Origin of the sequence: Enterobacter sp. ECC-219 (genome assembly GCF_043966805.1) — a bacterium.
Classification (GTDB): domain Bacteria; phylum Pseudomonadota; class Gammaproteobacteria; order Enterobacterales; family Enterobacteriaceae; genus Enterobacter; species Enterobacter cloacae_N.
On the sequence record NZ_CP143680.1, the window covers coordinates 1,141,651 to 1,165,235 of the forward strand.

Genomic DNA, 23,585 nt, shown 5'->3' on the forward strand with positions numbered 1-23,585 from the left:
AGCGACAATGTGTTTTTGTGAGAATACTCGCAAGGTGGTTAAGTAATCTCCAGGCTTTTTGAAATTTGGTTTTAAAATCAAAAGGCTGTTTCTGCAAATATTTGCAAAAACTGAATGAGAGCGAGGTCACACTATGCCCGGCAGGTTAAAAATGGAGGAAATTGCGGCCCTGACGGGCTTTTCCGTCAGCACGGTTTCGCGGGTGTTAAGCGGCAAATCGTATACCAGCGATAAAGCCCGGGAGGCGATCGTTCGCACCGCACGAGAATTAGGCGTACTGGAGTCAATGGCGAGCGGCAGACTATTAATTAACGGTATCGCTGTTTTTGCACCAGAAAGAACTTTTCAGGGACGCGGGGATATTTTTTATCTGGAGGTGACGAAAGGGATTGCTGAAGCCTGCGCGCGGCACAACGTGTGGGTCAGCTGCTGTGGATTAGAAGAGCAGCACGCCGATGTGAAATTATTTATGGAAAAGGCCAGCCAGAAGAATATCAACGCGATAATTATTATTGGGACTGATGATTCCACCATATTTAAACTCGCCAGCACGCTGAATAAGCCCTGCGTATTAATTAATTCCGTTGACCGGGATCGGGAGCTGGATGCCGTTTCGCCCGATCACCGGGCGATTGGCTTTACCGCCATGCAGTATCTTTTTGAGCAGGGACATCGGCGGGTACTCACGCTCACCTGCCTGCGGCGAGAAACGCTGTATGCGCGTCTGGACGGCATTAAAGAGGCGTACCGCCATTTTCACGTGGCCTTTGATCCCCAGCGAGATTTGCTGGTGACGGAGTGGTTTACCGCAGAGGAGGCCGAGCGGGCGCTGGATGCGTGGCTGATGAATCATGACAGATCCCAGTGGCCGGAGGTTATTTTCCCGAACAGCACCAGTATGGTGGAGGGGGTAGTCAGGGCGTTAACCCGCCACGGGCTGCGCATTCCGGAAGACATTTCGCTGATTACGACCGATTTTGCATGGAACCTGGCGCACCGTCTGGAAAAACCGGTCACGGGCGTGACGGTGCCCTGTCGCGAGCTGGGGATTGAAGCCGTACACCTGCTGCAAACGCGGCTCAACCGGCCGCAGGCGCCGGTCTTTAACCTGCTGCTGCAGGGGAAGGTAATGGACTACGGTTCGGTCAGTAACGCCACGCGCCACGCGGCTCGCGTGGCGCTGGAACGCTAATCAGGCCAGCTGTGGCGGCAGACAGACGCCGATGCCCCCGATACCGCAGTAGCCGTACGGATTTTTGTGCAGGTACTGCTGGTGATCGTCCTCGGCATAGTAGAACGGTTTCGCGGCGGCGATCTCTGTCGTCACGTCGCGCGTATCACCCGCTTCACGCATGGCCTGCTGGAAACGCTCAAGGCTGGCGCGCGCGGCGGCATCCTGCTCAGGCGTGAGCGGATAAATCGCCGAGCGGTACTGCGTGCCGTGGTCGTTGCCCTGACGCATGCCCTGGGCCGGGTCGTGGTTTTCCCAGAAGACCTGCAGGAGCTGTTCGTAGCTAATGACCGCAGGGTCATACACCACGCGGACCGCTTCCGCATGCCCGGTTTCGCCGGAGCAGACTTCGCGGTAGGTTGGGTTCGGCGTGTAACCGCCCGTGTAGCCGGCCGCGGTGCTGTACACGCCGGGCAACTGCCAGAAGAGGCGCTCAACGCCCCAGAAGCAGCCCATGGCGAACAGGGCGATTTCCATTCCATCCGGCACGTTGGTCATTGAATGGTTGTTGACGGCGTGTAAGGTTGCCACAGGCATAGGGGTGTTGCGTCCCGGTAATGCATCAGCTTGTGAAACCAGATGCTTTTTGTCGAATAAACTCACGATGGGGCCTCCCGGGGTGCGATGTTTCGGTTAAGGTTGTCACGAAGCGTTTAATTGAACACAATAAATGCGCTGAATGAGACTAGATTTAATCATAAGAAATATTTGGGTGTTACACCCGTTTTCAACCCACGATTTGGGTTTTTGGCTACCAGGCCGTATTTTGCCGCACAGCGGCGCTTCATTTGCTTCCAGGGTGGAAAAGGGATATTCAGGAGAAAACGTGACAAAAATCCGCCAGTTATGTTTAGTCAGTGTGTTGCTGACAAGCGGGGTTGCCAGCGCGGCGAATGTCCGTTTGCAGGTTGAGGGGTTATCCGGGGCGCTGGAAAAAAACGTGCGTGCGCAGCTGTCGACCATCCAGAGTGATGAGGTGACGCCGGACCGGCGTTTTCGTGCGCGCGTGGATGATGCGATCCGTGAAGGGCTAAAAGCGCTGGGGTATTACGAACCCACCATTGATTTCGATCTCCGCCCGCCGCCAAAGAAGGGGCGTCAGGTGCTTATTGCCCGCGTCTCACCGGGTGAGCCGGTGCTGATCGGTGGCACGAACGTCATCCTGCGCGGCGGCGCGCGTACCGACCGGGATTACCTGGATCTGCTCAGCACGCGGCCAAAAGTCGGCACCGTGCTCAATCACGGCGACTACGACCACTTCAAAAAAGAGCTGACGAGCGTCTCCCTGCGCAAGGGCTACTTCGACAGCCAGTTCAATAAAAGCCAGCTGGGCATTGCGCTGGATCGACGTCAGGCCTTCTGGGATATCGATTACGACAGTGGAGAACGCTACCGCTTTGGCGATGTGACGTTTGAAGGTTCGCAAATTCGTGAAGAGTACCTGCAAAACCTCGTGCCGTTCAAAAAAGGCGATTACTACCAGTCGAGCGACCTGGCGGAGTTGAACCGTCGTCTTTCTGCTACCGGCTGGTTTAACTCCGTGGTTGTCGCACCGGAATTTGATAAGTCTCGCAAAACCAAGGTGTTGCCGCTGCATGGCGTTGTCTCGCCGCGCACCGAGAACACCATTGAGACCGGTGTTGGCTACTCGACGGACGTCGGCCCGCGCGTGAAGGCCACCTGGAAAAAGCCGTGGATGAACTCCTACGGTCACAGCCTGACCACCAGCGCCAGCATTTCCGCCCCGGAACAGCAGCTTGATTTCAGCTACAAAATGCCGCTGCTGAAAAACCCGCTTGAGCAGTACTATCTGGTCCAGGGGGGCTTTAAGCGTACCGACCTGAACGATACGGAGTCCGACTCCACCACGCTCGCGGTTTCCCGCTTCTGGGATCTCTCCAGCGGCTGGCAGCGCGCCATTAACCTGCGCTGGAGCCTGGACCACTTTACCCAGGCTAACGTCACCAACACCACCATGCTGCTCTATCCTGGGGTGATGATCAGCCGCACCCGCTCGCGCGGTGGCCTGATGCCAACCTGGGGGGATTCACAGCGTTACTCTATCGACTACTCCAATACGATGTGGGGCTCTGACGTCGACTTCACGGTGGTGCAGGCGCAAAACGTCTGGATCCGTACGCTGTATGATAAACACCGCTTTGTCATGCGCGGCAATCTCGGCTGGATTGAAACGGGCGATTTCGAGCGCGTTCCGCCGGACCTGCGCTTCTTCGCCGGGGGCGACCGCAGCATTCGCGGGTATAAGTACAAATCGATCTCGCCTGAAAACGAAAAAGGCCAGCTGACCGGGGCATCAAAACTGGCGACCGGATCGCTGGAGTATCAGTACAACGTCAGCGGCAAGTGGTGGGGCGCCATGTTTGTTGACGGTGGTGAAGCGGTGAACGATATCCGCCGCAGCGATTTCAAAACCGGCGCGGGCGTGGGCGTACGCTGGCAATCACCCGTCGGGCCCATCAAGCTCGATTTCGCCGTGCCTGTCGGCGACAAAGACGAACACGGATTACAGTTTTACATCGGTCTGGGGCCTGAATTATGAGTTTATGGAAGAAAATAAGCCTCGGGGTGCTGATTTTTATCGTGTTACTGCTCGGTACGGTGGCGTTTCTGGTAGGAACGACGACCGGGCTGCATCTGCTGTTTAACGCCGCGAACCGCTGGGTGCCGGGGCTGGAGATTGGTCAGGTGACGGGCGGCTGGCGCGATCTGCATCTGAAGAACATCCGCTACGAGCAACCTGGCGTGGCGGTCAACGCCGGGGAATTCCATCTCGCGGTGAAGCTGGGCTGCCTTCGGGACAGTAAGCTCTGCGTGAACGATCTGTCGCTAAAAGACGTCAACGTGGCGATAGACTCAAAGAAGATGCCGCCGTCTGCGCCGGCCGAGGAAGAGGACGGCGGCCCGCTGAATCTCTCCACGCCGTACCCGATTGCGCTTTATCGGGTGGCGCTGGATAACGTCAATATCAAAATCGACGACACCACTGTGTCCGTCATGGACTTCACCTCCGGGCTGCGCTGGCAGGAGAAAAACCTCACCCTGACGCCAACCTCACTGCAGGGGTTGCTGATCGCGCTGCCGAAAGTGGCGGACGTGGCGCAGGAGGAGATCGTCGAGCCGAAGATCCAGAACCCGCAGCCGGAAGAGAAGCCGCTGGGCGAAACGCTGAAAGATCTCTTCTCGAAGCCTGTCCTGCCGGAAATGACCGACGTGCATCTGCCGCTGAACCTCAACATTGAGGAGTTCAAAGGCGAACAGCTGCGCCTGACCGGCGATACCGACCTGACGGTCTATAACATGCTGCTGAAAGTCAGCAGCATTGACGGCAACATGAAGCTCGACGCGCTGGATATCGACACCAACCAGGGCTCGGTGAAAGCGTCAGGCAACGCCCTGCTGCGCGACAACTGGCCGGTGGATATCACCCTCAACAGCTCGCTTAATATTGACCCGCTGAAGGGCGAAAAAGTGAAGGTTAAAGTGGGCGGGGCGCTGCGCGAAAAGCTGGACGTCGGGGTGAATCTCTCCGGCCCGGTAGACATGGTCCTGCGTGCGCAAACCCAGCTGGCGGAAGCCGGGCTGCCGCTCAATCTTGAGGTGGTCAGCAAGCAGCTTTACTGGCCGTTTACCGGCGAAAAACAGTATCAGGCCGATGACCTGAAGCTGAAGCTGAGCGGCAAGATGACCGACTACACGCTCTCGTTCCGCACCGCGGTGAAGGGGCAGGACGTCCCGCCCGCAACTATCACGCTGGATGCAAAAGGCAACGAACAGCAGGTTAACCTCGACAAGCTGACCGTCGCGGCGCTGGAAGGTAAGACCGAGCTGACCGCGCTGCTCGACTGGCAGCAGGCGATCAGCTGGCGCGGCGAACTGAAGCTGAAGGGGATCAACACCGCCAAAGAGGTGCCGGACTGGCCGTCGAAGCTCGATGGTTTGATTAAAACCCGCGGCAGCCTCTACGGCGGTACGTGGCAGATGGACGTGCCGGAAATCAAGCTCACCGGGAACGTGAAGCAGAACAAGGTGAACGTTGAAGGCTCGGTGAAAGGCAACAGTTACCTGCAGTGGGTGATTCCAGGGCTGCACGTGGCGCTGGGCCGCAACACGGCGGATATCAAAGGCGAACTGGGGGTGAAGGATCTCAATCTGGATGCCACCATCGACGCGCCGAATCTGGATAACGCTCTGCCGGGTCTGGGCGGTACGGCGAAAGGGCTCGTGAAAGTGCGCGGCACCGTGGAGGCGCCACAGCTGCTGGCGGACATTACCGCCAATAACCTGCGCTGGCAGGAACTGAGCGTCGCCCGCGTCCGCGTGGAAGGGGATGTGAAATCCACCGATCAAATCGGCGGCAACCTGAACCTGCGCGTGGAGCGCATTTCCCAGCCGGACGTCAACATTAGCCTGGTGACTCTGGACGCCAAAGGGAACGAGAAGCAGCACGATCTCCAGCTGCGTGTGCAGGGCGAACCGGTTTCCGGCCAGCTTCACCTGACCGGCAGCTTCGATCGCAAAGAAGCGCGCTGGAAAGGGACGCTGGACAACACCCGCTTCAACACCCCGGTGGGTCCGCTGGCGCTGTCGCGCTCTATTGCGCTGGACTACCGTAACGCCGAGCAGAAGATCAGCATCGGGCCACACTGCTGGACCAACCCGAATGCGGAGCTGTGCGTGCCGCAGACCATTGATGCGGGCGCGGAAGGGCGCGCGCAGATCAACCTCAACCGTTTCGATCTGGCGATGCTTAAACCGTTTATGCCGGATACCACGCAGGCAAGCGGCGTCTTCAGCGGGAAAGCCGATGTCGCCTGGGACACCACCAAAGAGGGGCTGCCACAGGGCAGCGTTACGCTCTCCGGCCGCAACGTGAAGGTGACGCAGGAGGTGAACGACGCGCCGCTGCCGGTGGCCTTCGATACCCTGAACGTCAGCGCGGACCTGCATAACAACCGTGCGGAGCTGGGATGGCTTATCCGACTGACCAACAACGGGCAGATGGACGGGCAGATACAGATCACCGATCCGCAGGGACGGCGCAATCTGGGCGGTAACGTCAATATTCGGAACTTCAACCTGGCGATGGTGAACCCGATTTTCGCCCGCGGGGAAAAAGCCGAGGGCATGGTGAATGCCAATCTGCGTCTGGCTGGCGACGCGCAAAGCCCTCAGCTGTTCGGCCAGCTGCGGCTCAGCGGTGTGGATATCGACGGTAACTTCATGCCGTTTGATATGCAGCCCAGCCAGATCGCGATGAACTTCAACGGCATGAGCTCGACGCTGAGCGGCTCGGTATTAACTCAGCAGGGGCAAATTAACCTGAGCGGCGACGCGGACTGGAGCCAGCTCGACAACTGGCGAGCCCGTATTGCTGCGAAAGGCAGTAAGGTGCGCATCACTGTACCGCCAATGGTGCGCCTGGACGTCTCGCCGGACGTGGTCTTTGAAGCGACGCCAAGCCTCTTCACCCTGGATGGCCGCGTGGACGTGCCGTGGGCGCGCATCGTGGTTCACGAGGTACCGGAAAGCGCGGTCGGCGTCTCCAGTGATGAAGTTATGCTCAATGAAAATCTGAAACCTGCCGAAGAGAAGAGCGCTGGCATACCGATTAATAGTAACCTTATCGTGCACGTGGGGAATAACGTGCGGTTGGATGCGTTTGGGCTGAAGGCGAGGCTCACGGGCGACCTGAAAGTGGCGCAGGATAAGCAAGGGCTTGGCCTGAACGGGCAGATCAATATCCCTGAAGGGCGTTTCCACGCCTATGGTCAGGATCTGATTGTCCGCAAAGGCGAGCTGCTGTTCTCCGGTCCACCGGATCAACCATTGTTGAACATCGAAGCGATTCGTAACCCGGAAGCGACGGAAAACGACGTCATTGCTGGCGTACGCGTTACCGGCTCTGCCGACGAACCGAAGGCGGAGATCTTCTCTGACCCGGCGATGTCGCAGCAGGAAGCTCTCTCTTACCTGCTGCGCGGACAAGGCCTGGACAGCGGTCAGAGCGACAGCGCGGCGATGACCTCAATGTTGGTCGGCCTGGGGGTTGCACAAAGTGGGCAGGTTGTGGGTAAAATCGGCGAGACGTTCGGCGTAAGCAATCTGGCGCTGGACACCCAGGGCGTGGGTGACTCCTCGCAGGTGGTGGTCAGCGGCTATGTACTGCCGGGTCTGCAGGTAAAATATGGTGTGGGGATCTTTGACTCACTGGCAACACTCACGTTACGCTATCGCCTGATGCCTAAGCTATATCTGGAAGCAGTGTCCGGCGTAGACCAGGCACTTGATCTGCTCTATCAGTTTGAGTTTTAGCAATGCGAATATTTGTCTACGGCAGTTTACGAACCAGGCAAGGCAACAGTCACTGGATGACCAATGCCCAGCTACTGGGGAATTACAATATCGAGAACTACCAGTTGTACAGCCTGGGCCACTATCCAGGCGCGGTTCCCGGCGAAGGAACAGTACAGGGTGAAGTTTATCGTATTGATAACGCGACACTTGCCGAACTTGATGCCTTGCGCACCAGGGGCGGTGAATACGCTCGCCAGTTGATCCAGACGCCGTACGGAAGCGCGTGGATGTATGTCTACCAGCGTCCGGTCGACGGGTTAACGCGGATTGTAAGCGGTAACTGGTTAGACAGAGACCAGTACTGAAAAACGACAACGCCACCGTAAGGTGGCGTTGTTTTTTGTGTCTGGCAGTAAGAATTACTTCTTAGCAGCGCGTTCGAAGGAGGCGATGATTTCTGCTTTCGCCGCTTCTGCGTTGTCCCAGCCGTCAACCTTAACCCATTTGCCTTTTTCGAGGTCTTTGTAGTGCTCGAAGAAGTGGGCGATCTGCGCTTTCAGCAGCTCTGGCAGGTCGTTCACATCTTTAATGTGATCGTACTCTTTGCTCAGCTTGGTGTGCGGTACCGCAACCAGCTTCGCATCTTCACCCGCTTCGTCAGTCATTTTCAGCACGCCAACAGGACGGCAGCGAATGACTGAGCCTGGCTGCAGTGGGTATGGCGTTGGGACCAGCACGTCAACCGGGTCACCGTCCAGAGACAGGGTGTGGTTGATGTAGCCGTAGTTGCACGGATAGAACATTGCGGTAGACATGAAACGGTCAACGAACAGCGCACCGGTGTCTTTGTCGATTTCGTATTTGATTGGATCTGCGTTGGCCGGGATTTCGATAACAACGTAGATGTCTTCTGGCAGTTCTTTACCCGCAGGGACGTTGAGTAAGCTCATGTCGGTGTCCTTAAAAATGGATGGTAAACAAGTGGCAGGTATTATAGCCAACTCACGCCGAATGTCTCCGCCTGTTTTCGCTTTCTCTCCCCGCTAGCCCCACTTTTCAGACCGTTTCCATGACAGAAATATCCATAAACTCAGCCGCATTTTTAATGGTGAAATGAAAGCGATTACAAACTTGTGATTAACGTTTTATTCACTTTTCTGAAGTGTGATGTAACGCAATTCGTTACATATTTCATTGGCTATAGTCATTTCGCAGAACATCTTTTAACCAACAATAAACACCCCTACGAGGACGCTCATATGTGGAAGCGCTTACTTCTTGTCACAGCAGTTTCGGCAGCCATGTCGTCTATGGCGATGGCCGCTCCCTTAACCGTAGGTTTCTCGCAAGTTGGCTCTGAATCCGGCTGGCGTGCGGCAGAAACCAACGTTGCGAAAAGCGAGGCTCAGAAACGCGGTATCACCCTGAAAATCGCTGATGGTCAGCAAAAACAAGAGAATCAGATCAAAGCCGTACGCTCCTTTATCGCCCAGGGCGTGGATGCCATCTTTATTGCACCAGTGGTGGCGACCGGCTGGGAACCCGTCCTGAAGGAAGCGAAAGACGCTGAAATTCCGGTCTTCCTGCTCGACCGTTCCATCGACGTCAAAGACAAATCTCTCTATATGACCACCGTCACTGCCAACAACGTGCTTGAAGGACAGTTAATTGGCGACTGGCTGATTAAACAGGTCGACGGCAAGCCGTGTAACGTCGTTGAGCTGCAGGGCACCGTCGGTGCCAGCGTGGCCATCGACCGTAAGAAAGGGTTTGCTGAGGCCATTGCCAAAGCGCCAAACATCAAGATTATCCGCTCCCAGTCCGGCGACTTTACCCGCAGTAAGGGTAAAGAGGTCATGGAGAGCTTTATCAAGGCTGAAAACAACGGCAAGAACATCTGCATGGTTTACGCCCACAACGATGACATGGCGATCGGCGCAATTCAGGCCATTAAAGAAGCGGGCCTGAAGCCGGGCAAAGACATCCTCACCGGCTCTATCGACGGCGTGCCTGACATCTATAAAGCAATGATCGATGGTGAAGCCAACGCCAGCGTGGAGCTTACGCCAAACATGGCCGGTCCGGCATTCGACGCGCTGGAGAAATTCAAGAAAGACGGCACGATGCCTGAGAAGGTGACCGTCACCAAGTCCACGCTCTACCTGCCGGATACGGCGAAAGAAGAGTTAGAGAAGAAGAAAAATATGGGCTACTAAGCCCCGCCGCGCCCCTCACCCTAGCCCTCTCCCCGGAGGGGAGAGGGAAAAAGGCGGGTTGGGCAGAAAATTAAAGACAGGCACGAACATTCCCCTCTCCCCTCCGGGGAGAGGGTCAGGGTGAGGGGCGGACATTATGACCACTGAACAACACCAGGAAATCCTCCGCACAGAGGGCTTAAGCAAATTCTTCCCTGGCGTAAAGGCGCTGGATAACGTCGATTTCAGCCTGCGGCGAGGTGAGATCATGGCGCTGCTGGGCGAGAACGGCGCGGGCAAATCAACGCTGATTAAATCTCTGACCGGCGTGTATCAAGCCGATCGCGGCACCATCTGGCTGGAAGGTAACGCCATTTCGCCAAAAAATACCGCCCATGCCCAGCAGCTGGGGATCGGGACGGTTTACCAGGAAGTGAACCTGCTGCCGAATATGTCGGTGGCGGATAACCTGTTTATTGGCCGCGAGCCACGCCGCTTTGGCCTGCTGCGCCGCAAAGAGATGGAGGCGCGCGCCACGCAGCTGATGGAGTCGTACGGCTTCTCCCTCGACGTCCGCGAGCCGCTGAACCGCTTTTCCGTGGCGATGCAGCAGATCGTCGCCATCTGTCGGGCGATCGATCTCTCCGCGAAGGTGCTGATCCTCGACGAACCCACCGCCAGCCTCGATACCCAGGAAGTGGAGATGCTCTTTACCCTGATGCGCCAGCTGCGCGATCGGGGCGTGAGCCTGATCTTCGTCACGCACTTCCTCGATCAGGTGTATGAGGTGAGCGATCGCATTACGGTGCTGCGCAACGGCAGCTTTGTCGGCTGCCGCGAAACCCGCGAGCTGCCGCAAATAGAGCTGGTGAAAATGATGCTGGGCCGTGAGCTGGAAACTAACGCCCTTCAGCGCGCAGGGCGCACGCTGCTGAGCGAGAAGCCGGTCGCCGCGTTCAGCGATTACGGTAAAAAAGGGGTGATCTCGCCGTTTAACCTTGAAGTGCGGCCCGGTGAAATTGTCGGGCTGGCGGGCCTGTTAGGCTCAGGACGAACCGAAACCGCCGAGGTGATCTTCGGGATCAAGCCAGCGGACAGCGGCAGCGCGATGATCAAAGGCAAACCGCAAACCCTGCGATCGCCGCATCAGGCGTCGTGTCTGGGCGTCGGCTTCTGCCCGGAAGACCGGAAAACGGACGGAATTATTGCCGCCGCCTCGGTGCGCGAAAATATCATCCTGGCCCTGCAGGCGCAGCGCGGCTGGCTACGCCCGATCCCCCGTAAAGAGCAAAACGCGATCGCCGAGCGCTTTATCCGCCAGCTCGGCATCCGCACCCCGAGCGCGGAACAGCCGATTGAGTTCCTCTCCGGCGGTAACCAGCAGAAGGTGCTGCTCTCCCGCTGGCTGCTGACCAAACCCCAGTTCCTGATCCTCGACGAGCCGACGCGCGGTATCGACGTGGGCGCGCACGCCGAAATTATACGGCTTATCGAAACGCTCTGTGCGGACGGGCTGGCCCTGCTGGTTATTTCGTCCGAGCTGGAAGAGCTGGTGGGCTATGCCGATCGCGTCATTATCATGCGCGATCGCAAACAGGTGGCAGAGATCCCGCTGGATAAGCTGTCCGTTCCGGCAATCATGAATGCCATCGCGGCGTAAGGAGTGAATCGTGATGTCCCGTTCGCTTTCGCAAACCGGTGAGTCAAAGCGCCGCTTTAGCTGGCCAACCGGCACGCCGCAAATTGCGGCGCTGCTGGTCGTGCTGCTGGTAGATAGCCTTGTCGCACCGCATTTCTTCCAGATCGTCGTGCAGGATGGCCGCCTGTTTGGCAGCCCGATCGATATTTTAAACCGTGCTGCGCCCGTGGCGCTGCTGGCGATTGGGATGACGCTGGTGATCGCCACCGGCGGGATTGACCTCTCCGTCGGCGCGGTAATGGCAATCGCCGGCGCTACCGCTGCCTCCATGACCGTGGCCGGACACAGCCTGCCGGTGGTACTGCTGGCGGCATTGGGCACCGGGGTGCTGGCCGGACTATGGAACGGCATTCTGGTCGCGGTGCTGAAAATTCAGCCCTTTGTCGCCACCCTTATCTTAATGGTGGCCGGGCGCGGGGTGGCGCAGCTGATTACCTCCGGACAGATTGTCACCTTCAACTCGCCGAGCCTGGCGTGGATCGGCAGCGGCAATCTCCTGTTCTTCCCGACACCGGTGATCGTTGCGCTGATCACGTTAGTGGTGTTCTGGCTCTTCACCCGCAAAACGGCGCTCGGCATGTTCATTGAGGCGGTGGGGATCAACATTCGTGCGGCACGAAATGCCGGGGTCAACACCCGGCTGATGGTGATGCTGACCTACGTGCTGAGCGGCGTGTGTGCCGCCATCGCCGGGGTCATCGTCGCGGCAGATATTCGCGGGGCCGATGCCAACAACGCCGGGCTCTGGCTGGAGCTGGACGCGATCCTAGCGGTGGTGATCGGCGGCGGGTCGCTGATGGGCGGGCGTTTTAACCTGCTGCTCTCGGTGATAGGCGCGCTGATCATTCAGGGCATGAACACCGGGATCCTGCTTTCGGGGTTCCAGCCGGAACTCAACCAGGTGGTAAAAGCGGTGGTCGTGCTTTGCGTGCTGATCGTCCAGTCGCCGCGCTTTGTCAGCATCATTAAGGGGATCCGTGGCCATGATAAAACGTAATTTACCGTTAACGATCACGCTGGGCGTGTTTGTGCTGGGGTATCTCTACTGCCTCACTCAATTCCCCGGTTTTGCCTCGACGCGCGTGATCTGCAATATCCTGACCGATAACGCCTTTTTAGGCATCATCGCGGTCGGGATGACCTTTGTGATCCTCTCCGGCGGGATCGATCTCTCCGTCGGCTCGGTGATCGCGTTTACGGGGGTATTCCTCGCGAAGGCGATCGGCTTCTGGGGCATCTCTCCGCTGGTGGCGTTTCCGTTGGTGCTGGCGATGGGCTGCGCGTTTGGCGCTTTTATGGGGCTGCTGATCGACGCGTTAAAAATCCCGGCGTTTATTATTACCCTCGCGGGAATGTTCTTCCTGCGCGGGGTGAGCTATCTGGTGTCGGAAGAGTCGATTCCGATTAACCATCCGGTGTACGACACGCTCTCCAGCCTGGCGTGGAAAATTCCCGGCGGCGGCCGCCTGAGCGCGATGGGGCTGCTGATGCTGGGCGTGGTAGTGATTGGCATCTTCCTCGCCCACCGCACTCGGTTCGGCAATCAGGTTTACGCCATCGGCGGCAACGCTACGTCGGCAAACCTGATGGGGATCTCGACCCGCAGCACCACCATCCGCATCTATATGCTCTCGACAGGCCTGGCGACGCTGGCGGGTATCGTCTTCTCGGTGTATACCCAGGCGGGCTATGCCCTTGCAGGCGTAGGCGTGGAGCTGGATGCGATTGCCTCGGTGGTTATCGGCGGCACGCTGCTCAGCGGCGGGGTAGGAACGGTGCTGGGGACGCTGTTCGGCGTGGCCATCCAGGGACTGATACAAACCTATATCAACTTTGACGGCACGCTCAGTTCATGGTGGACGAAGATCGCCATCGGCATTCTGCTGTTTATTTTTATCGCGCTCCAGCGCGGCCTGACGGTGCTCTGGGAGAACCGACAAAGCTCGCCTGTTACCCGCGTAAACACATCAGTAACAGAGCGATAACACGCTGAATTTGCTTAAAGTCTATACACTAAATCATTCAAGCTGCATCAAGGCGGCAAGTCTGAGAATCCCCAGGAGCTTACTAAGGTAAGTGACTGGGGTGAGCAGACGCAGCCAACGCAGAGGCAGCTTGAAGGATGACGTGTATAAACATTTACCGGTAGCGGCCGATACTCTTCTTTTATGCCCAGAAATATCTCGCTACCGGAAATAATATCATGCTTAAAACGCTATCGATTCGTACCGGCTTGCTCTCTTTACTGGCCGTTATGACCCTTCTGCTGCTGATTGTCAGCGGTATCGGCATTTATGCCCTCACACAGAGTTCTTCTTCACTGCAGCGCATTAATCACCTTCAGGGTGAGCAGATGGTGCAGCTTAATTCAGGCTATACGCTGCTCCTGCGCGCGCGCAATGAGGCGGGCCAGGCCGTCCGGATGATGGAAATCGGCATGCTGGACGATGCGGCCAAAGCGGTAAAAAACATCAATCAGGAAGTTGCCCTGGCCCAGAAAACGCTGAAAGGCGTGATTGACGGCGGCGTGGCTGACGAGCAGGGGCAGCAGCTCCTCGATAAAGTCGCGGCCAGCCTGGCGACGTATAACCAGCAGGGGATCGGCCCGATGCTGAAAACCCTGAATGACCAGAGCGCGGACAGCTATTACGATCTGCTGGAGAACACGCTAATCCCGGTAGCGAAGCAGTTTGATAACGATATGCAGGCGTTTCAAAAATGGAGCGAAGTGCGAGGTCAGGCGGAAGTGAGCGCTGTGCAGGCGAGCAAAACCCGCGTGCTGATCCTGATTATCGTCGCCGCGCTGCTGACGGCGGGCATTATCGTGCTCGCCTGGCTGGTGCTGCGCCATATGCTGCTTAAGCCGCTGTCGGCCTCCATTGCGCAGCTGGAGAACGTGGCGGCGGGGGACTTAACCCATACGCTGAATGCGCCGGCGAGCCAGGAGTTTAACCGCCTCAACGCGGCGATAGAGGAGATGCGCCAGTCGCTGATGAGCTCGGTTATGCGGGTACGCGATGCCAGCTCGCAAATTGACACCGGCAGCCGCGAGCTGACGGCGGGGAACCGGGATCTTGCCGAGCGCACCGAATCTACCGCCACGTCGCTGGAGCAGACCGCCGCCAGCATGGAGCAGATCACCGCGACGGTGAAGCTCAACGCCGATAATGCCGAGCAGGCGCACCAGCTGGCGAAGTCCGTTTCCGACACCGCCGATCACGGCAGCGAAATGGTCTGCTACGTGATTGAAAAAATGCGCGATATTTCAGGCAGCTCGGCGCGCATCGCCGACATCCTGAGCGTGATCGACGGTATTGCCTTCCAGACCAACATTCTGGCGCTCAACGCCTCCGTGGAAGCGGCGCGCGCGGGCGAGCAGGGACGCGGGTTTGCCGTCGTCGCGGGTGAAGTCCGCAACCTTGCCAGCCGCAGCGCCGACGCGGCGAAAGAGATCCGCTCGCTTATCAGTGATTCGCAGACCCACGTTAACGAGGGCAGCGAGCTGGCCCAGCAGGCGGGTGAAACGATGGATGAGATCGCAACAGAAGTGCTGCGCATGACTAAACTGATGCGCGAAATTGCCACCGCGTCTCAGGAGCAGAGCCGCGGCATTGAGCAGGTGAATATTGCGGTGAATCAGATGGACGAAACCGCGCAGCAGAATGCGGCGCTGGTGCAGCAATCCTCCGCCGCGACCCGCTCCCTTGAGGAGCAGTCGCGTCAGCTGATGGAAGCCATGTCATCGTTCAAAGTGACGGCTCAGACTGCGGCATAATATTCCCCGGCCCCGGTGCATTCTGTGCCGGGGTTTTATTCCTCGCGGAATTTACCGCCGCAATATTATCGTGAATATCACCCATTAATATTTCCAGCGAGCTGGTTAACGCTAACGCTTTTTCCGTCGGTTCAAGATATAAACCTTTTCGGGAAAATAAAGACTCATCAAACAGTTGATTAAAGCGTTTCAACGCCAGGCTCACCGCAGGACGGGACATCTCCAGGCGCAAAGAGGCTTTTGCCATACTGCCGCAGCGGACGACTTCAATAAATACAGGAATAAGGTTTAAATCAATGCCGGTATTAGCCCGGGAATAATTTTTCATTGCAGTTCTGCTCCAGGAAATAATTGTCAAACTGTTATGGAAATAATGCAGGAGCAGGGGTGAATATTAAAGCGTGTTTTTTATAAACACTTATACGGTAAAATATATAAATGTGTCGGGGAGCCTGACTGGCTCCCCGGGGGAGGGGGATTACGCGTCCGGGTACTCACGGATAAAACGTTCAACGTCTTCAACCATGTGGTTGTTGCCGACGAAGAATGAACGGCGCTGGTGAAGGCTTTCCGGCACGATATCCAGAATACGCTCTTTACCGTCGCTCGCCTTACCGCCCGCCTGTTCGGCCAGGAACGCCATCGGGTTGCATTCGTACAGCAGACGCAGCTTCCCGTCCGGGTGGCTGGCGGTGCTTGGGTAAAGGTAGATACCGCCTTTCAGCAGGTTACGGTGGAAATCCGCGACCAGAGAGCCAATATAGCGGGACGTGTAAGGGCGCTGGGTCGCTTTATCTTCTTCCTGACAGAATTTGATGTACTTCTTCACGCCGTTCGGGAAGCGGATGTAGTTGCCTTCGTTGATGGAGTAGGTGTTGCCTTTCTCCGGGAAGCGCATGCGTTCCTGGCTCAGGCAGAAAACGCCCAGTGACGGATCGTACGTAAAGGCGTGAACCCCGCACCCGGTGGTATACACCAGCATGGTGGAGGAGCCATAAACGACGTAACCGGCTGCAACCTGATTAATGCCAGGCTGCAGGAAATCTTCTTCGGTCACCGGCGTGCCAACAGGCGTGACGCGGCGGTAGATGGAGAAAATGGTACCGACAGAAACGTTAACGTCGATGTTGGAGGAGCCGTCGAGCGGATCCATCAGAACAACGTATTTAGCGTGTTCACACCCTTCGAAAACAACAATTTCATCTTCTTCTTCAGAGGCGATACCCGCAACGATGTCGCGCGCGCGCAGTGCAGCTTTCAGTTTTTCATTTGCGAACAGATCGAGTTTCTGCTGAACCTCGCCCTGAACGTTTTCGGCACCGCTGGCACCCAGGATATCGACCAGACCGGCCTTGTTGATATCACGGTGGATGATCTTAGCGCCCAGCTTTATTGCCGACAGCAAAGCAGTGAGTTCACCCGTAGCATGAGAGAACTCGTGCTGCTTTTCGACAATAAATTCACCTAACGTTTTCATAACACTTTCCCTGCATCTTTGTGAGTAGAGCGATTGTATGTTCACTAAAACGACTAAAGCCCAACAATCTTAACAAATATTCAAATAGTAGCGCAGAGGTGAATCGCGCCAGCAACATACGGATTTACCTGAAATGCGTTTCACAGCCGCTAACATGTGAGTAAAATGTGCGCCACATTGAAGAAGGATAGTGACGTATGCGCATTCATATATTGGGGATTTGTGGCACTTTCATGGGCGGACTGGCAATGCTGGCGCGCTCGCTGGGCCATGAAGTGACAGGTTCGGACGCCAATGTGTATCCGCCGATGAGCACGCTTCTGGAAAAACAGGGCATCTCGCTAATTCAGGGCTACGATGCCAGCCAGCTGGATCCCGAGCCGGATCTGGTCATTATTGGCAACGCCATGACCCGCGGTAACCCGTGCGTTGAAGCGGTGCTGGAACGCAATATTCCGTTCATGTCCGGCCCGCAGTGGCTGCATGACTTCGTGCTGCGCGACCGCTGGGTAGTTGCCGTGGCCGGTACCTACGGAAAAACCACTACCGCCGGCATGGCGACCTGGATCCTCGAAGCCTGCGGCTACAAGCCGGGCTTTGTGATCGGCGGCGTGCCGGGTAACTTCGACGTCTCTGCGCGTCTTGGCGACAGCCCGTTCTTTGTGATTGAAGCGGATGAATACGACTGCGCATTCTTCGACAAGCGCTCCAAGTTCGTGCATTACTGCCCGCGCACGCTGATCCTCAACAACCTTGAGTTCGATCACGCGGACATCTTTGACGATCTGAAAGCGATTCAGAAACAGTTCCACCATCTGGTGCGCATTGTTCCGGGTCAGGGCCGCATCATCCTGCCGGAGAACGACATCAACCTGAAGCAGACCATGGCGATGGGCTGCTGGAGCGAGCAGGAGCTGGTGGGCGAGCAGGGCCACTGGCAGGCGAAAAAGCTCAACGCGGATGCCTCCGAGTGGGAAGTGCTGCTCGACGGTGAAAAAGTGGGCGAGGTGAAGTGGGGCCTGGTGGGCGAGCACAACATGCACAACGGCCTGATGGCGATTGCTGCGGCGCGCCACGTGGGCGTGCTGCCTGCGGATGCCGCTAATGCGCTCGGCTCGTTCATTAACGCCCGCCGCCGCCTGGAACTGCGCGGCGAAGCGAATGGCGTGACGGTCTATGACGATTTCGCGCACCACCCGACCGCCATTCTGGCGACGCTTGCCGCGTTACGCGGCAAGGTTGGCGGTACCGCGCGCATTCTGGCGGTGCTGGAACCGCGCTCAAACACCATGAAAATGGGCATTTGCAAAGACGACCTCGCACCGTCCCTGGGACGTGCCGACGAAGTCTTCCTGCTGCAGCCGCAGCATATTCCGTGGCAGGTGGCTGAAGTGGCGGATGCCTGCATTCAGCCTGCGCACTGGAGTGCGGACGTGGATGTGCTCGCGGATATGGTGGTGAAAGCGGCTCAGCCTGGCGATCACATTCTGGTGATGAGCAATGGCGGGTTCGGTGGGATCCATCAGAAGCTGCTGGACGGTCTGGCGAAGAAAGCGGAAGCGGCGGCTGCAGAGTAAAAAAAAGCCCGGTGGCGCTAGCGCTTACCGGGCCTACTTTCCCGTGTTTTCTCCCTCGCCCCTTTGGGGAGAGGGCCGGGGTGAGGAGAAGAGATTACTCGCCGTTCTCAGACAGCTCGCGCAGATACTGGAAAATCAGGCGCGCGGACTTCGGCGGCTTATTCCCTTCTTTCTCTTTCTTCGCGTTGCGGATCAAAGAACGCAGCTGCTGGCGGTCGGCATCCGGCCACAGGTTCAGTACTTCCGGTACTGCATCATCACCCTGTTCAATCAGACGATCGCGGATCTGCTCCAGCTTATGGAACAGCGCAACCTGCTGGTTGTGGCGGTTTTTCAGCTTGTCCAGCGCCTGACGGATCGGATCCACGTCGCGCTGACGCAGCATTTTACCGATAAGCTGAAGCTGGCGACGACGGCCTTCTTTTTTGATTTTCTGTGCCAGTTCAATGGCATCACGCAGATCCTGGTCGAGCGGGATCTTGTCCAGCGCGTTTTTACCCAGTTCTACCATTTCTGCGCCAAGCTGTTTTAACTCTTCGGCGTCACGTTTAATTTCACTTTTACTGACCCAGATGATCTCATCATCTTCGTCTTCGATGTCATCACCGGGAACGTCGTCGAGCCAGTCTTCGGGCTGCTTAGTCATGTCAGGCTCCTTAAAAAAAGAGGCTAATGTTACCAGTTAAGACGCGCACTGAAAAACGGTTCTCTGTTAGACTTCACTTAACTCTCTCTTACAGTATGGCATTTGCGATGAAAGTAACCTCACAAGTTGAAGCGCAGCGTAAGATTCTGGAAGAAGCCGTCTCCACCGCGCTGACGCTCGCTTCAGGTAAATCAGATGGCGCCGAAGTGGCGGTCAGCAAAACCACCGGCATTAGCGTGAGCACCCGCTATGGCGAAGTGGAGAATGTAGAATTTAACAGCGATGGCGCGCTTGGGATCACGGTGTATCACCAGAATCGCAAAGGCAGCGCGTCATCCACCGATCTCAGCCCGGATGCCATTGCCCGTACGGTGCAGGCGGCGCTGGATATTGCCCGCTATACCTCTCCGGATCCTTACGCAGGCGTGGCGGATAAAGAGCTGCTGGCGTTTGACGCGCCGGATCTCGATCTTTTCCACCCGGCGGAAGTGACGCCGGATGAAGCCATTGAACTTGCCGCGCGCGCCGAGCAGGCGTCATTGCAGGCTGACAAGCGCATCACCAATACCGAAGGCGGCAGCTTCAACAGCCACTATGGCATCAAAGTGTTCGGCAACAGCCACGGCATGCTGCAGGGCTACTGCTCTACCCGCCACTCGCTCTCCAGCTGCGTCATCGCTGAAGAGAACGGCGACATGGAGCGCGACTACGCCTACACCATTGGCCGCGCGCTGGGGGATTTGCAGTCTCCTGAGTGGGTGGGTAAAGAGTGTGCCGAACGCACGCTGTCGCGCCTGTCGCCGCGTAAACTCTCCACCATGAAGGCCCCGGTGATCTTTGCCAATGAAGTGGCGACCGGCCTGTTTGGCCATCTGGTGGGCGCTATCGCGGGCGGCTCGGTGTACCGTAAATCGACCTTTCTGCTCGACTCGCTGGGCAAGCAGATCCTGCCGGAGTGGCTGACGATTGAAGAGCACCCGCACCTGCTGAAAGGGCTGGCCTCGACGCCGTTCGACAGCGAAGGCGTGCGCACGGAACGCCGCGATATCGTTAAAGACGGCATTCTGACCCAGTGGCTGCTGACCAACTACTCCGCGCGCAAGCTGGGGCTGAAAAGCACCGGACACGCGGGCGGCATCCACAACTGGCGCATTGCCGGTCAGGGCCTTAACTTCGAGCAGATGCTGAAAGAGATGGGCACCGGTCTGGTGGTCACCGAGCTGATGGGGCAGGGCGTGAGCGGCATCACCGGCGACTACTCGCGCGGTGCGGCAGGCTTCTGGGTCGAAAACGGCGAAATTCAGTATCCGGTGAGCGAAATTACCATCGCCGGCAACCTGAAGGACATGTGGCGCAATATCGTTACGGTCGGTAACGATATTGAAACACGTAGCAATATACAGTGTGGTTCTGTATTACTGCCGGAAATGAAAATCGCCGGCCAGTAATACCCGAAAAGCGTTTTAATAATAAAAAAGGAAGTGAGCAATGCGTAAACACCTGTTAGCGATCGTCGCGGCTTCAACGCTGGTTCTTGGCTCTTCTGCGTTTGCTGCCGATCTCGAAGACAACATGGACATCCTCAGTCAAAACCTGAAGATAGTGCAGAAAACGGACAATGCGGCGGAAATGAAAGGCGCACTGACCAAAATGCGTGAAGCGGCGCTGGACGCGCAAAAAGCGACCCCGCCAAAGCTGGAAAGCAAAGCGGCAGACAGCGCAGAGATGAAAGACTATCGCCACGGCTTTGACGTGCTGGTCGGCCAGATCGACGGTGCGCTGAAGCTGGCTAACGAAGGCAAAGTGAAGGAAGCCCAGGCGGCGGCTGACCAGTTTGTGGCGACGCGTAACACGTATCACAAGAAATATCGTTAATCGATCGCGCATCTGACAAACAACCAGCGGGGGCCAGTGGCTCCCGTTTTTTTTTTCGCGGTAATAAGTAAACCCTATCGCCATCACATTTTTGCGTCACCACGCCTGAACGTTTTCGTTTCCCCGGCGCGCGTTTTGCCGCTGGAATATGTGATATTCATCACGCAAATACCGTTATTAATCCAGATTCACCGCATTTATGTGGCACAGATCACTGCTGCGGCTCGCCTTTCCACTTCGAAGTGGAAAACAACTCGCTACAAACAATTCCCCCCCAACGTTAGTTTTATTCCAGAGCCATTAACGGGGTAAGACCAGTGATTAACGGAGCGGTAATGAACGACGTTGGGGAACAGGCGGAGCAAACAGAACAGCTCGCGACCACCATGCTGCAGCAGGTTTATGCCCTGCTGGCCCGAAACAACATCATCCCCAATGCGGTACAGGAGCAGATGCTCACCTCCCACGTGCGCGCAATGGCGCACCGGTCCGTGACCGGCGAGCCGCTGCCGGAGGTAGAAGCAGAGCTGTTTGACGAAATTTCACCAGATTCAATGCAACTTGCCCGTGAAGTGGTAGCGCAGTTTGGCAATCTTCCTGATGAAGAGGCCTGGCTGCTCTCCGTTCACTTTGAAGTCGCGAAAGACAACCTTTAAGGAGCAACACATGGAACAGATTACAGTCGTGATTGGCGATCGCCTGGGCAAAGGTCAGAAAGTGGCTGCCGGTGTGGAAAAAGCAGGCGGACGCGCGGTGGTTGTGCCGGGCATGGCGGCGGACATGAAGCTCGGCGACGTGATGAAAGCGGAAAATGCCACCTTCGGCATCTCCTTCTGCGGCAGTGGCGGTGCGGGCGCTATCACCGCGCAAACCAAATATGGCTACAAAGCCAAATACGGCATGCGTTCCGTGGATGAGGGCGTGACCGCCATCAACGAAGGCTGCAACGTGCTGGGCTTTGGCTTTATGGATAAAGAAGAGCTGGGCGAGCGTCTGGTACAGGCGTGGCAGAAGAAATACGGCGCATAAGCATGAAAGAACAGTTCACAACCACGGTGAGAGTGAAGGGGAAGGGCGACGCCAAAGCGCGCGCCTTTGCTGACGCGCTCAACCACGTTCAGGCCGCGGTGATGAAAGCCTCACCGCATATCTTACTGCGTATTGAGCCACAGGATGTGCAGGTTGTTCAGGCGCAAGAAGCGGTGCGTAAAGAAGCGTTTCTGTTCTTCTTTTTGCGCCGGGAGAGACGCACCTACAGCGTGGAGCTGGATGTGACCGTCAACGTGACCGCCATCAATCTCGACCGGGTGGATTTCGTCACGCAACGCTGATTATTCATAAAAAGGGCAGACTGATGTTCTTAATTATATTAATAAAATCGCTCATCATCGGCGGCCTGGTAGGCGTCGGTGTTGGCGCCGGGGCTGCACGCATGTTTCATGCGCCTACCACTCAGGGTATGGGCGCGTTTCGTACGTTGGGGGAACTGAACTCCTGCGAAGGGGATCCGGCTTCTCACTTCTCCTTTGGGTTAGGTTTCTTCTTTAACGCCTGGGCCTCTTCCGTGGCTGCAGGCGCCTTCACACAGGACGTTGACCACCGCATCATCCCGAACTGGGGTGCTGCTGCACTGATGATCAAAAACCGTAACGTCGGCGAAACGCTGCACGATCCCCGCAAAATGGCGATTGCCTGCGGTGTGATTGGCATGCTCGTCGTCACCTTCCTTAACCTGACCGCTTCCTCCGTTCCGGCCGCGCTTCAGGTCACCGCCGTGAAGGTACTGGTGCCTGCCGCGAACCTGCTGGTGAACACCGTCATGCCGGTGATCTTCTGGCTGGCGGCTATCGACGCGGGTAAAAAATCGGGCTTCTGGGCCACCATCTTCGGCGGCGCGGCGCAGCTGATTATGGGCAACGCCGTACCGGGCCTGGTGCTGGGGATCCTGATCGGTAAAGGCGTGGAAGAGAGCGGCTGGAACCACGTCACCAAAGTGATGATGGCGGCTATCGTCCTGCTCTTCGTGCTGAGCGGCTTCTTCCGCGGCTTCGACATGAAGATGATCGAATCCTTCCATCTGACCGTGCCGAACTGGCTCGATATGATCCACAACTCGCTCAGCGGTAAATAACAGGAGCCTCTACATGGAACAGAATAAAGGTTTTTGGTATGCCGACTGGTCGTTCCCGATCTTCGTTGGCCTGCTCTCCTCCGGCGTTTTCGCCGGGACGCACATGTACTACCTCTACGGCATCGGCGCGTTTAACGAAGTGGCCTTCGTGGCGATGCTGAAAGCGGGGATTGATACCGGCGTCTACGGCGCGGTGGCGGCGTTCGGCGCAAGCTTCCTGTTCGCCCGCATTATCGAAGGGTCGCTGGTCGGTATTCTTGATATCGGCGGTGCGATCCAGACCGGCGTGGGCCTCGGCGTTCCGGCGCTGCTGCTGGGCGCGGGGATCATGTTCCCGGTGACCAACTTCATCGCCTCGCTGATTACCGGCCTGGTGATTGGTCTGGCGATCGGCTACGTCATCATCCTGGCGCGTAAGTTCACCATCAACCAGAGCAACTCTACCTACGGTGCAGACGTGATGATGGGCGCGGGCAACGCCTCCGGCCGCTTCCTCGGGCCATTGATTATCCTCAGCGCCATGACCGCCTCCATTCCTATCGGCGTCGGTTCACTGGTGGGCGCGCTGCTGTTTTACATCTGGCAGAAGCCGATTACCGGTGGCGCTATCCTCGGCGCAATGATTTTGGGCTGGCTGTTCCCGGTCGCCCTTTAATACCTGCGG

The 23,585-nt window shown here is 57.1% G+C and carries 22 protein-coding genes; 17 read left to right on the forward strand and 5 right to left on the reverse strand.

Annotated elements, in window-relative coordinates; genetic code table 11:
* Window positions 1-133 precede the first annotated feature (133 nt).
* Window positions 134-1,192, forward strand: a complete 1,059-nt coding sequence (locus V1603_RS05340; protein WP_116343586.1) for a LacI family DNA-binding transcriptional regulator — start codon at window positions 134-136, stop codon at window positions 1,190-1,192.
* On the opposite strand, the gene msrA is transcribed toward V1603_RS05340, so the two are convergent.
* Window positions 1,193-1,834, reverse strand: a complete 642-nt coding sequence (gene msrA, locus V1603_RS05345; protein WP_116343585.1) for a peptide-methionine (S)-S-oxide reductase MsrA — start codon at window positions 1,832-1,834, stop codon at window positions 1,193-1,195. It abuts the gene before it with no gap.
* A 223-nt stretch (window positions 1,835-2,057) separates the two neighbouring features.
* On the opposite strand from msrA, the gene tamA reads away from it, so the two are divergent.
* From tamA to V1603_RS05360, 3 genes are read left to right on the forward strand one after another with little or no spacing between them, the layout of a single operon-like run.
* On the forward strand, window positions 2,058-3,791 hold the full coding sequence (gene tamA / locus V1603_RS05350) for an autotransporter assembly complex protein TamA (protein WP_116343584.1): 1,734 nt from the start codon (window positions 2,058-2,060) through the stop codon (window positions 3,789-3,791).
* A complete protein-coding gene (gene tamB / locus V1603_RS05355) occupies window positions 3,788-7,564 on the forward strand; it encodes an autotransporter assembly complex protein TamB (RefSeq protein WP_395313580.1) in 3,777 nt (1,258 codons plus the stop codon). Before tamA ends, tamB begins: the two co-directional genes overlap by 4 nt.
* A 2-nt stretch (window positions 7,565-7,566) precedes the next feature.
* Window positions 7,567-7,911, forward strand: a complete 345-nt coding sequence (locus V1603_RS05360; protein ID WP_008501424.1) for a gamma-glutamylcyclotransferase — start codon at window positions 7,567-7,569, stop codon at window positions 7,909-7,911.
* A gap of 54 nt (window positions 7,912-7,965) precedes the next feature.
* Here the strand turns inward: V1603_RS05360 and ppa are convergent, their stop codons facing one another.
* The gene (gene ppa, locus V1603_RS05365) at window positions 7,966-8,496 is read right to left on the reverse strand and encodes an inorganic diphosphatase (RefSeq protein WP_041911466.1); all 531 of its coding nucleotides are present in this window, start codon (window positions 8,494-8,496) and stop codon (window positions 7,966-7,968) included.
* 309 nt (window positions 8,497-8,805) lie between these two features.
* On the opposite strand from ppa, the gene ytfQ reads away from it, so the two are divergent.
* From ytfQ to V1603_RS05390, 5 genes are all read left to right on the forward strand, one after another.
* Window positions 8,806-9,762 (forward strand): galactofuranose ABC transporter substrate-binding protein YtfQ, encoded by a 957-nt coding sequence (gene ytfQ, locus V1603_RS05370; protein ID WP_021240696.1) that lies wholly within the window; start codon window positions 8,806-8,808, stop codon window positions 9,760-9,762.
* 136 nt (window positions 9,763-9,898) lie between these two features.
* Window positions 9,899-11,401 (forward strand): galactofuranose ABC transporter, ATP-binding protein YtfR, encoded by a 1,503-nt coding sequence (ytfR, locus tag V1603_RS05375; protein ID WP_233003414.1) that lies wholly within the window; start codon window positions 9,899-9,901, stop codon window positions 11,399-11,401.
* Window positions 11,402-11,411: 10 nt separating this feature from the next.
* Window positions 11,412-12,437, forward strand: a complete 1,026-nt coding sequence (gene ytfT, locus V1603_RS05380; protein WP_162874996.1) for a galactofuranose ABC transporter, ATP-binding protein YtfT — start codon at window positions 11,412-11,414, stop codon at window positions 12,435-12,437.
* Entirely contained in the window at window positions 12,424-13,425 is a 1,002-nt protein-coding gene (gene yjfF, locus V1603_RS05385; protein WP_166709927.1) for a galactofuranose ABC transporter, permease protein YjfF, read from the forward strand. Before ytfT ends, yjfF begins: the two co-directional genes overlap by 14 nt.
* Window positions 13,426-13,643: 218 nt before the next feature.
* Window positions 13,644-15,215: a methyl-accepting chemotaxis protein gene (locus V1603_RS05390; protein ID WP_163330695.1), complete on the forward strand. Its 1,572-nt coding sequence runs from the start codon at window positions 13,644-13,646 to the stop codon at window positions 15,213-15,215.
* Here the strand turns inward: V1603_RS05390 and V1603_RS05395 are convergent.
* Together V1603_RS05395 and fbp are read right to left on the reverse strand one after the other, a co-directional pair.
* On the reverse strand, window positions 15,187-15,543 hold the full coding sequence (locus tag V1603_RS05395) for a LysR family transcriptional regulator (RefSeq protein ID WP_163330748.1): 357 nt from the start codon (window positions 15,541-15,543) through the stop codon (window positions 15,187-15,189). The two genes, V1603_RS05390 and V1603_RS05395, sit on opposite strands and share 29 nt — an antisense overlap.
* 150 nt (window positions 15,544-15,693) lie before the next feature.
* Window positions 15,694-16,692 (reverse strand): class 1 fructose-bisphosphatase, encoded by a 999-nt coding sequence (fbp, locus tag V1603_RS05400; RefSeq protein ID WP_023310178.1) that lies wholly within the window; start codon window positions 16,690-16,692, stop codon window positions 15,694-15,696.
* Window positions 16,693-16,889: 197 nt separating this feature from the next.
* Here fbp and mpl point away from each other — a divergent pair, with 197 nt between their 5' ends.
* Complete coding sequence (gene mpl, locus V1603_RS05405) at window positions 16,890-18,269, forward strand: UDP-N-acetylmuramate:L-alanyl-gamma-D-glutamyl-meso-diaminopimelate ligase (protein ID WP_395313581.1); 1,380 nt, start codon at window positions 16,890-16,892, stop codon at window positions 18,267-18,269.
* A gap of 94 nt (window positions 18,270-18,363) precedes the next feature.
* On the opposite strand, the gene yjgA is transcribed toward mpl, so the two are convergent.
* Window positions 18,364-18,915 (reverse strand): ribosome biogenesis factor YjgA, encoded by a 552-nt coding sequence (gene yjgA / locus V1603_RS05410; protein ID WP_116343576.1) that lies wholly within the window; start codon window positions 18,913-18,915, stop codon window positions 18,364-18,366.
* 95 nt (window positions 18,916-19,010) lie between these two features.
* Here yjgA and pmbA point away from each other — a divergent pair, with 95 nt between their 5' ends.
* From pmbA to V1603_RS05445, 7 genes are all read left to right on the forward strand, one after another.
* Entirely contained in the window at window positions 19,011-20,363 is a 1,353-nt protein-coding gene (gene pmbA / locus V1603_RS05415) for a metalloprotease PmbA (protein ID WP_059354955.1), read from the forward strand.
* 40 nt (window positions 20,364-20,403) lie between these two features.
* Window positions 20,404-20,790 carry a cytochrome b562 gene (cybC, locus tag V1603_RS05420; RefSeq protein WP_116343575.1) on the forward strand — a complete coding sequence of 129 codons (387 nt, stop codon included), beginning with the start codon at window positions 20,404-20,406 and terminating at the stop codon, window positions 20,788-20,790.
* Between the two features lie 317 nt (window positions 20,791-21,107).
* On the forward strand, window positions 21,108-21,446 hold the full coding sequence (locus tag V1603_RS05425) for a glycine dehydrogenase (RefSeq protein ID WP_116343574.1): 339 nt from the start codon (window positions 21,108-21,110) through the stop codon (window positions 21,444-21,446).
* A gap of 10 nt (window positions 21,447-21,456) precedes the next feature.
* On the forward strand, window positions 21,457-21,819 hold the full coding sequence (locus V1603_RS05430) for an SFCGS family glycine-rich protein (RefSeq protein ID WP_006810339.1): 363 nt from the start codon (window positions 21,457-21,459) through the stop codon (window positions 21,817-21,819).
* A gap of 2 nt (window positions 21,820-21,821) precedes the next feature.
* Window positions 21,822-22,121, forward strand: coding sequence for a DUF4312 family protein (locus tag V1603_RS05435; RefSeq protein WP_008501409.1), 300 nt, complete (start codon window positions 21,822-21,824; stop codon window positions 22,119-22,121).
* 23 nt (window positions 22,122-22,144) lie between these two features.
* Window positions 22,145-22,921: a DUF4311 domain-containing protein gene (locus V1603_RS05440; protein ID WP_023310182.1), complete on the forward strand. Its 777-nt coding sequence runs from the start codon at window positions 22,145-22,147 to the stop codon at window positions 22,919-22,921.
* 13 nt (window positions 22,922-22,934) lie between these two features.
* Complete coding sequence (locus V1603_RS05445) at window positions 22,935-23,576, forward strand: DUF4310 family protein (RefSeq protein ID WP_003856081.1); 642 nt, start codon at window positions 22,935-22,937, stop codon at window positions 23,574-23,576.
* Window positions 23,577-23,585: the final 9 nt, after the last annotated feature.